Source organism: Bacteroides sp. An19 (assembly GCF_002160215.1).
In the GTDB taxonomy this organism is placed as follows: Bacteria; Bacteroidota; Bacteroidia; order Bacteroidales; family Bacteroidaceae; genus Phocaeicola; species Phocaeicola intestinalis.
In genome coordinates this window covers 1-3877 of record NZ_NFKD01000118.1, presented here as the reverse complement: position 1 = coordinate 3877, position 3877 = coordinate 1, and the positions used below count along the sequence as shown (strand labels likewise).

3 protein-coding genes are annotated in these 3877 nt (G+C 45.9%); all 3 read left to right on the top strand.

Annotation, left to right across the window (positions count from 1 at the left end; translation table 11 throughout):
• The first annotated feature begins 213 nt into the window (after positions 1-213).
• The 3 genes from B5F25_RS20615 to B5F25_RS22060 all read left to right on the top strand — a co-directional run bounded on the left by B5F25_RS20615 (position 214) and on the right by B5F25_RS22060 (position 3557).
• The gene (locus B5F25_RS20615) at positions 214-2067 is read left to right on the top strand and encodes a 2-oxoacid:acceptor oxidoreductase subunit alpha (protein WP_087251717.1); all 1854 of its coding nucleotides are present in this window, start codon (positions 214-216) and stop codon (positions 2065-2067) included.
• A gap of 158 nt (positions 2068-2225) precedes the next feature.
• Complete coding sequence (locus B5F25_RS20610) at positions 2226-3224, top strand: 2-oxoacid:ferredoxin oxidoreductase subunit beta (RefSeq protein WP_022039285.1); 999 nt, start codon at positions 2226-2228, stop codon at positions 3222-3224.
• An 81-nt stretch (positions 3225-3305) separates the two neighbouring features.
• Positions 3306-3557, top strand: a complete 252-nt coding sequence (locus B5F25_RS22060; protein ID WP_162614472.1) for a hypothetical protein — start codon at positions 3306-3308, stop codon at positions 3555-3557.
• The last annotated feature ends 320 nt before the right edge of the window (positions 3558-3877 follow it).

Below are 3877 nucleotides of genomic sequence, written 5' to 3'. Positions count from 1 at the left end.
TTTTGTATTGCCGGATGACCCGAAGCCCGGCTTCCACCGCCTTCCTCCGCCCTTTCCGCTACGCTCCAAGGACGGAGGAAGGCGGTGGAGGAGTTGCACTTCTAACTTGACGGTGGGCATTTTTTGTAATAATTCTGCCTTTTTATTTTGATTTTTAAAGGAAGTTCCCCAATTTTGTGTGCATTTAATACGAGAACTCTAAAAAAATATAGTATGGCAAAAGAAATGATAGTCAAAGAACTGCATGATGTCGTAGTTCGTTTCTCGGGAGATTCGGGCGATGGCATGCAGCTTGCCGGAAATATGTTTTCAAATATTTCTGCTACGGAAGGAAATGATATCAGTACATTCCCCGATTATCCGGCTGATATACGGGCTCCGCAAGGTACGCTGACGGGAGTATCGGGCTTTCAGGTACATATCGGGTCGGGTAAGGTCTATACGCCGGGAGACAAATGTGATGTGTTGGTCGCTATGAACCCTGCTGCATTGAAAACACAGTACAAGTTCTGTAAGCCTCAAGCGGTTATTATCATCGATACGGACTCGTTTACCAAACGTGATTTGGAGAAAGCACAGTTCCAATTGGAAAACCCATTCTCTGAACTGGGTATCAAAAACGAAGTAGTAGAGGCAGCCATTACCACGATGTGCAAAGAGAGCCTGAAAGACAGCGGATTGGATAATAAGTCTATCATGCGTACCAAGAATATGTTTGCATTGGGACTGGTATGTTGGCTGTTCCACCGCGATGTCAGTGTAGGTGAAAAACTGCTGCGCGAGAAGTTTGCCAAGAAACCGGTAATAGCAGAAGCTAATATTAAGGTGCTTTACGATGGCTATCATTTTGGCGAAAACACACACGCTTCTGTTTCTGCCAGCTATACAGTACCGAGTAAGGAGCCTAAGGAAAAAGGGCGTTATATGGACATCAATGGCAACAAAGCGACTGCATACGGCTTGATTGCTGCTGCTGAAAAAGCCGGATTACAACTTTATTTGGGCTCGTATCCGATTACACCTGCCACTGATATCCTGCACGAATTGGCGAAGCATAAGTCATTAGGCGTAAAAACCGTGCAATGCGAAGACGAGATTGCCGGATGTGCTTCGGCTGTAGGTGCAGCTTTTGCCGGTGCACTTGCTGTCACTACTACTTCAGGACCGGGTATTTGCCTGAAGAGTGAGGCGATGAATCTGGCGGTGATAACCGAACTTCCATTGGTCATTGTGGATGTGCAGCGTGGAGGTCCCTCCACCGGTTTGCCTACCAAGTCAGAACAGACAGATTTGTTGCAGGTATTGTTCGGAAGAAACGGCGAAAGTCCGATGCCGGTCATCGCTGCCATTTCGCCTACCGATTGTTTCGATGCCGCTTTCATGGCCTGTAAGATAGCTTTAGAGCATATGACTCCCGTGGTATTGCTTACCGATGCCTACATCGCTAATGGTTCGGCTGCATGGCATTTACCCGATTTGGCGAAATATCCTGAGATTCGTCCGCCATATGTCAAGCCGGAAATGGCAGGCTCGTGGACGCCTTTCCAGCGTGACCCGAATTCGTTAGTACGTTATTGGGCGATACCTGGTACGAAAGGTTTCATGCACCGTATCGGAGGACTGGAAAAAAGCAGCGAGACAGGTGCCATCTCTACCGATCCCGAAAACCATCACCTGATGACGGGCATTCGTGCGGAAAAAGTAGCACGCATCGCTTCGTGCATTCCCGATTTGCAGGTAGAAGGATGTGAGGATGCAGATTTGTTGATCGTCGGTTTTGGCGGTACATACGGACATTTGCATTCTGCCATGGACATATTGAATGACCAAGGTAAGAAGGTGGCACTGGCACACTTCAAATACCTTAACCCGCTGCCGAAAAATACAGCAGAAGTGCTTCGCCGTTACAAGAAAGTTGTGGTGGCAGAGCAGAATATGGGACAGCTCGCAGGCTACCTGCGCATGAAGGTAGAAGGCATTCATCTCTATCAGTTTAATCAGGTGAAAGGACAGCCTTTCGTTGTGCAAGAACTGGTAGAAGCCTTTAATCGCATTCTGAATGCATAAGAGATAAGTTCTTTTAAGTTTTTAAGTTTTTCAGTTCTTAAGTTTTTAAGTTGAGAAAGAATAAACTCACGAACTTAAGAACTTGCAAACTTAAAAACTTAAGAACTTGCAAACTTAAAAACTAAAAAACTCACGAACTTAAAAACTAAAAAACAACTATGTATACAGCAGCCGATTATAAAGCAGGCCAGCCGCGCTGGTGTCCCGGATGTGGCGACCATGCATTTTTGAACTCATTTCATAAGGCACTTGCCGAGTTGGGTGTACCTCCCCATGAAATAGCTGTTATCTCCGGTATCGGATGTTCATCGCGTTTGCCTTATTATATGAATACGTATGGTATGCACACCATTCACGGGCGTGCGGCAGCCATTGCTACAGGGGCAAAAGTGGCAAATCCGAATCTTACCATCTGGCAGATTTCGGGTGATGGTGACGGACTTGCCATTGGAGGAAATCATTTCATCCACGCTATTCGCCGTAATGTGGATATTAATATCATCTTGTTGAACAACCGTATTTACGGTTTGACGAAAGGACAATATTCGCCAACGTCAGCACGTGGCTTTGTCAGTAAGTCGTCACCTTATGGCACGGTAGAAGATCCTTTCCGGCCGGCAGAGCTTTGCTTTGGTGCCCGTGGACGCTTTTTTGCCCGCTGTGCAGCTGTAGATGGCGGACCATCTGTCGAGGTGTTGCAGGCAGCTGCCCGTCACAAAGGTACTTCGGTAGTGGAAGTGTTGCAGAATTGCGTTATCTTTAATGATGGCACACACAATGCCGTAGCGAAAAAAGAAGACCGGGAACGCAATGCCATTTATCTGGAACATGGCAAACCTATGCTTTTCGGACCGAACCGGGAGTTTGGCTTGATGCAGGAAGGCTTTGGGCTGAAAGTCGTGAAATTGGGTGAAAACGGCATTACGGAGAGCGATATCCTTGTACACGACGCCCATTGTGAGGACCATACCTTGCAATTGAAGTTGGCATTGATGGAAGGACCGGATTTTCCCATTGCCTTGGGGGTAATCCGCGATGTGGAAGCTCCTACTTATGACGAAGCGGTAGAAGAGCAGATAAAGGAAGTGTCGGCAAAGAAACCATACCATAATTTTGCAGAATTGCTCGATACCAACGATACATGGGAAATCAAGTAATTTATTCAAGTTCAGCAAGCTGCAAAACTAGAGCCGTTATGTAAGTAACTAATTTAGAAGCTGTTTTGAATTTATCGTGCGATGATTTGGGATGAGTTTTTGAGGCATTTTCGCTTCTGCGATGAGGAAGATAGCGGGCTATCTGACGAAGAACAGGAGCGAAAAAGACCAAAAAATCGCCCAAAGCACACACGAAAACGGATACATCAAGCCAAGAAAAACTTTTTGGAGAAATTCAAAACAGCTTCTTTAGTTTATATGAATTCCGCAATTAGCCAATGTAGGGGCGGGGTTCGCCCGCCCGTATGCGTCCACGTGGATGTTTTCGGGTAGGCAAACCCTGCTCCTACAAGTTAATTGGCAAGATGCGGACATTCATTTTAGTTTATATTGTAGGAGTTAAGCCGATAGTAAGTCAAAGAACCGTATGCACAGAGGTGTTGGCATCTAACTCCCAGCCCACCAAGTGGGCGATAACTCCATCTAACTCCCTTTTAACTCCTGATTGGCATTACTTATAAGGTCTTGTATGTTATAAAAAAGCGGTTCTTTTGAGCCGCCTTTTTATTGTCCCTTTCAGAATAATTTTGTTTCTTTGCGTAAATCCAAAACTTGATGCACGATGAAGTACCCGATAGGAATCCAAAGCTTTG

What these genes read in the sequence shown, in the direction of transcription:
- B5F25_RS20610 (WP_022039285.1), top strand. Translation starts at nt 2,226, where the DNA reads ATGTATACAGCAGCCGATTATAAAGCAGGCCAGCCGCGCTGGTGTCCC.
- B5F25_RS22060 (WP_162614472.1), top strand. Translation starts at nt 3,306, where the DNA reads ATGATTTGGGATGAGTTTTTGAGGCATTTTCGCTTCTGCGATGAGGAA.
- B5F25_RS20615 (WP_087251717.1), top strand. Translation starts at nt 214, where the DNA reads ATGGCAAAAGAAATGATAGTCAAAGAACTGCATGATGTCGTAGTTCGT.